The 5,311-nt window shown below is 69.2% G+C and carries 6 protein-coding genes; all 6 read left to right on the top strand.

Translation table 11 applies throughout. The features are described from left to right. On the top strand, positions 1-430 hold a 430-nt coding region (locus Q0112_RS18875; protein ID WP_297977620.1), incomplete at its 5' end, for a hypothetical protein. Between the two features lie 123 nt (positions 431-553). Next, the gene (ccrA, locus tag Q0112_RS18870) at positions 554-1,849 is read left to right on the top strand and encodes a crotonyl-CoA carboxylase/reductase (protein WP_297977619.1); all 1,296 of its coding nucleotides are present in this window, start codon (positions 554-556) and stop codon (positions 1,847-1,849) included. A gap of 192 nt (positions 1,850-2,041) precedes the next feature. Next, the gene (locus Q0112_RS18865; RefSeq protein ID WP_297977618.1) at positions 2,042-2,254 is read left to right on the top strand and encodes a hypothetical protein; all 213 of its coding nucleotides are present in this window, start codon (positions 2,042-2,044) and stop codon (positions 2,252-2,254) included. Continuing rightward, positions 2,232-2,933 carry an autoinducer binding domain-containing protein gene (locus tag Q0112_RS18860; RefSeq protein ID WP_297977616.1) on the top strand — a complete coding sequence of 234 codons (702 nt, stop codon included), beginning with the start codon at positions 2,232-2,234 and terminating at the stop codon, positions 2,931-2,933. The genes Q0112_RS18865 and Q0112_RS18860 overlap by 23 nt, the downstream gene beginning before the upstream one ends. Before the next feature lie 74 nt (positions 2,934-3,007). Next, positions 3,008-3,643, top strand: coding sequence for an acyl-homoserine-lactone synthase (locus Q0112_RS18855; protein ID WP_297977614.1), 636 nt, complete (start codon positions 3,008-3,010; stop codon positions 3,641-3,643). A 93-nt stretch (positions 3,644-3,736) separates the two neighbouring features. Beyond that, positions 3,737-5,248 carry an ATP-dependent RecD-like DNA helicase gene (locus tag Q0112_RS18850; protein ID WP_297977613.1) on the top strand — a complete coding sequence of 504 codons (1,512 nt, stop codon included), beginning with the start codon at positions 3,737-3,739 and terminating at the stop codon, positions 5,246-5,248. The last annotated feature ends 63 nt before the right edge of the window (positions 5,249-5,311 follow it).

Raw genomic sequence — 5,311 nt, 5'->3', positions numbered from 1 at the left:
GATGATGGCGCTGATCGGCGCCGGGCTCTTCTTCGTGCTGCTGGCCGGCGAACTGCCGGGGCGGGAGAGCGCCGACTGGGACGACCTGCCGACCGGGATCGTGGTCCGTTACATCGTGACCATGGCGCTCGGGAGCGCGGTGGCCGGCTGGCTGCTGGCCGGGCTTTTCGGGCGGCGCGGCGCCGCGGGGTGGCTGCTGGCGCTCCTCGGCGCGGTGGCGGCGACGATGGTCGCCGGGCTCCTGGGCAGCGCGCTGGGGCTCCTGCCGGATCTGCTCCGGGACGGGTGGCAGAGCTCGGACCTCATCCCGATCCTCTTCGGGCTGGCGGTGCTGCCGCTCGCCTTCGTCGGCAAGCCGCTGCTGCTGGCGGCCTGGCTGGGGCTGATCGCGCTGACGCACGTCTGGGCGCGGCAGGCCCGGGGGAGATGACGATGCGGCGCGGCGACGGAATTCGCCGCAGCGCACAAAATCCGGTTGCGCGTATCGGTGGATAATGTAATGACAGGAGCCAGCCTCATCACGCAATAAAGTTGCGCCGCGAAGGAGACTGTCATGGCCCCGCTCGATGCGCCCCTGAGCCAGCCCGAGTATGATGCCGAGGAAAAGGATCTCTATGAAATCGGGGAGATCCCGCCGCTCGGCTACGTGCCGAAGAACATGTACGCCTGGGCGATCCGCCGCGAGCGGCACGGCGAGCCCGACCAGTCGTTCCAGCTCGAGGTGGTCGACACGCCGACGCTCGATTCGAACGAGGTTCTCGTCTTCGTGATGGCGGCGGGGGTGAACTACAACGGGGTCTGGGCCGGGCTCGGCATCCCGATCTCGCCCTTCGACGTGCACAAGGCGCCCTACCACATCGCCGGCAGCGACGCCTCGGGCATCGTCTGGGCGGTGGGCGACAAGGTCCGGCGCTGGAAGGTGGGCGACGAGGTCGTCATCCACTGCAACCAGGACGACGGCGACGACGAGCACTGCAACGGCGGCGACCCGATGTATTCGCCCAGCCAGCGGATCTGGGGCTACGAGACGCCGAACGGCAGCTTCGCCCAGTTCACCAACGTGCAGAGCCAGCAGCTGATGGCGCGGCCGAAGCATCTGACCTGGGAGGCCTCGGCCTGCTACACGCTGACGCTGGCGACGGCCTACCGGATGCTCTTCGGGCATGCGCCGCACGAGCTGCGCCCCGGGCAGAACGTGCTGGTCTGGGGGGCCTCGGGCGGGCTCGGGTCGTTCGCGATCCAGCTCGTCAACACGGCGGGCGGCAACGCGATCGGGGTGATCTCCGACGAGAGCAAGCGCGACTTCGTGATGTCGCTCGGCGCGAAAGGAGTCATTAACCGGAAGGACTTCTCCTGCTGGGGGCAGATGCCGACGGTCAACAGCCCGGAATACAAGGCCTGGCTCGGCGAGGCGCGCAAGTTCGGCAAGGCGATCTGGGACATCACCGGCAAGGGCGTGAACGTCGACATGGTCTTCGAGCACCCGGGCGAGGCGACCTTCCCGGTCTCGGTCCTGGTGGTGAAGAAGGGCGGCATGGTGGTGATCTGCGCCGGGACGACCGGCTACAACCTGACGCTCGACGCGCGCTACCTGTGGATGAACCAGAAGCGGGTGCAGGGGAGCCATTTCGCCAACCTCAAGCAGGCCTCGGCGGCCAACCAGCTGATGCTGGAGCGGCGGCTCGACCCGGCCATGTCGGAGGTCTTCCCCTGGGCGCAGATCCCGCAGGCGCACGTGAAGATGCGGCGGAACGAGCACAAGCCGGGCAACATGGCGGTGCTGGTCAGCACGCCGCGGACGGGGCTGCGCACCTTCGCCGACGCCATCGAGGCGAGCCGGTCGCGCTGAGCGGCCGGCCGCGCGGGGCGCCCGATTCGGTCGGGCGTCTCGCACTTCGGTTGAGCGAAGGGCAGTCTTTTCAATACTTTGGCAACAGCTTCCCCCGCCATTCCGGGGGTATCAGAATTGGCGAATACACCCGCTTCGCCGTTGATGGTATCGCTTGCATCACGAGTTTCCGTCTTTACGGAGGACTGTCTGATGAAAGCCTACTGGGTGATTGATATTCTCAAGGATATCCGGCAGTTTTCCGAAAAGAACGGAATGGTGGAGCTGGCGGAGCATCTCGACGACGCGATCTTCGTGGCGGCGAGCGAGATCAGCGCCCGACTCTGCAATGCGGGAACCGCGGAAGTTGGAAACGGCCAGGCTCGAGGCGCTGTTGGAGCGCTTGCAGACAACGAAGTCCATTGACGAGCTGCAGGTCTGGGCGCACGAGCTGCGCGACTTTTTCGGCGTCACCCACGTCTTCTACCATACCGCCTCGCTGAAGTCCGAGCAGGTCGGCGCCTTCACCTACAGCCTCGAGTGGGCGCGGCACTACATCGATAAGGATTACCGGAGCATCGACCCGGTGGTGCTGGGCGCCCAGCGGCGCTTCCATCCGATGGACTGGAAGACGCTCGACTGGTCGAGCCCGGCGGCGCGGGCGATGATGCGCGAGGCGATGGCGCACGGGCTCGGCAACCAGGGCTGGTCGGTGCCGATCTGGGGGCCGCACGGCGAGTTCGCGCTCTTCTGCCTCAACCACACGACCGACGACGCGAGCTGGGAGACCTTCACGCGGAAGAACGGCAAGGACATCCTGGTGGTGTCGCACCTGATGCACGAGCAGGCGATGCGGATCATCAACAAGGAGATGGACGAGCCGACCGCCGAGCTCTCGCCCAGGGAGCGGGAGACGCTGACCCAGCTCAGCCTCGGGCAGAGCCGGGCCGAGGTGGCGGACGCGCTGCAGATCTCGGAGAACACGCTCCGGGCCTATATCGACTCGGCGCGGCACAAGCTCGGGGCGCTGAACGTCACGCACGCGGTGGCGCTGGCGCTGGCCAGGGGGATCATCGTGCCGACCGGGGCGTTGCCGAAATACTGATTGAGCCGCACGCTCGGGCTTCGTTAATCATCACGCGGATATGAAGGCCTCACCAAAGACAGTGTGAGGCCCCCATGATCCGTTTCGTCTATGCCGACCAGTTGTCGCTCTATCCTCTTCTTGCGGACTCCATGTTCAAGGACCGGGCCGCACAGTTCAGGGACCGGCTGGACTGGGAAGTCACCGTAGACGAGAACGGCTGGGAGGTCGACGAATACGATCGACTCAATCCGCTCTACATCATCTGGGAGAATGCCGAGGGCCGGCATGGCGGCTCGGTCCGGATCATGCCGACGGTCGGGCGGATCATGACCAACGAGCATTTCCTCGACCTGACCGGCGGGGTCACCATCCGCAGCCCGCTGATCTGGGAGTGCACCCGCTTCTGCCTGGCGCCGGACGCGCCGGTCGGGGTGGCGGCGGCGCTGCTCGCCGCGGGGGTGGAGCTCGGGCTCCGCTTCGGGCTCGAGCAGGCGCTCGGCGTCATCTACGCCAAGACGATCCCGATCTACCGCCGCATCGGCAGCGTGCCCGAGATCATCGGCATGAAGGGCGAGGGGGCCGACCGGATCGCGGTCGGGCTCTGGCCGGTCAGCGTCGAGGCGCGGGCGGAGATCTCGCGCAAGGCGGGGATCCCGCTCAGCGTGATCGCGCGGTGGTTCGACGCGAGCTTCCCGGCGCGCATCGCCGAGGAGCGGCTCGCCGCCTGACGGGTCGGCGCGCGGCCCCTGGGGCCGGGGTCCGCGCCGATGCTGGCCTCCGCCTGCCGCCCCCGCTAGAAGGGAGGCGGCAGGCGGAGGCCCATGGAGTATTCGGTCGATCAGGCGCGGGCGCGGGACCGCATCGAGGCGCTGCTCGCCGCCGCCGGGGTCGATCTGGCCGAGGGGGCGCTCAGGCCCGCCGGCGGGGGCCGGCAGCCGACGCTGGCGGTGGTCGGCAAGGCCGGTTCGGGCAAGACCATGCTGCTGGCCGACATCGTGCGGCGGCTGATCGCGGCCGGGGTGGAGCCGGTCTCGGCCGACTACGAGAGCCGCAAGGCGCGCACGAGGCGCACGCTGGCGGTACTGGCGCCGACCAACAAGGCGGCGAGCGTGCTGCGCGGCCGGGGGGTGCCGGCGACGACGATCCACCGCATCCTCTACACCCCGCTCTATCATCCCGACTACGAGGCGATCGCCGAGTGGCTGACCGGCAAGGGCGACCGGCCGAAGGTCGAGGGGCTGAGCGAGGCGGCGCTCGACCGGGCGATGGCCTTCTACCGGCTGCATCCCTCGGTGCCCGGCGCGCTGGCGACCGCCGGCCTGCGCGGGTCGGACTTCATCCAGGGCTGGAAGCGGCGCGAGGAGCCGCTCGACATCGGGCTGATCGACGAGGCCTCGATGCTCGACGCGCGGCTCTACGGCGATCTCCGCGACCTCTTCGGGGCGCTCGTCCTCTTCGGCGATCCGGCGCAGCTGGCGCCGGTCGGGGGGACGGGCGGCATGGTCTTCGACGACCTGCCGGAGGAGGCGCGGCTGATGCTCAGCCGGGTCCACCGGCAGGCGGCGGACAGCCCGATCCTCGACCTCGCCCATGCGCTCGGCGATCCGGCGGTCGACTTCTACGCCTTCGAGGAGCTGGTGCGGCAGGCGGCGCGGCGCGACCAGCGCGTCGTCGTCGCCGAGCGGGTGGACGCGGGCGCGATGGCGCGGGCGCCGGTGCTCGTCTGGCGCAACACGACGCGGGTGCGGCTCATCAACGCCTTCCGCGTGGCGCATGCGGCGCCGCCCGACGCGCTGCTGCCGGGGGAGCCGCTCGTCTGCGACGGGATCGAGCTGCCGCTGAAGCACAGGAAGCGGCGGATGGATCTCGAGGCGCGCGGGCTCATCAAGGGGGCGCAGACGATCTACCTCGGGCCGGGGGCACGGCCGGGGTTCGCGCGGCTCTACGTGGTGGGGTCGGAGGATCCGCGGGTCGGCGTCGCCAGCATCATCCAGATCGAGGCGCCGGGGCAGGAGGAGCCGATAATCGTGACCGCGGCCAGCATGGGCGCGGTCTTCCTGCACGGGGCGGCGGTGACCATCCACAAGGCACAGGGCTCGCAATGGCCGGAGGTGCAGGTCTTCGCCCCCGATCTCTACGCCGCGGCCCAGTCGGGGCGGAGCGAGGCGGGGGTGCCGCTCTGGAAGCGGCTCGCCTACGTCGCGGTGACGCGGGCCGAGGAGCGGCTCTTCTGGGTGACGCGCTACGCGCTGGCGCGGCCGAAGGCGCCGCTCGGGGTCGAGGACCTGGCGCGCGAGCCGGCGCGGCCGCTCACGCTCGAGGCGGACGGCTAGGGTCGAGCTCATTCAGGTCCACCATAGGATGACGGCTGCGATTTCCACGGCGGCGAGGAAGTT

The organism is uncultured Amaricoccus sp., from assembly GCF_937858865.1.
Lineage (GTDB): Bacteria > Pseudomonadota > Alphaproteobacteria > Rhodobacterales > Rhodobacteraceae > Amaricoccus.
The sequence above is the reverse complement of the archived record's forward strand: the minus strand, read 5'-3'. Positions and strand labels throughout refer to the sequence as shown.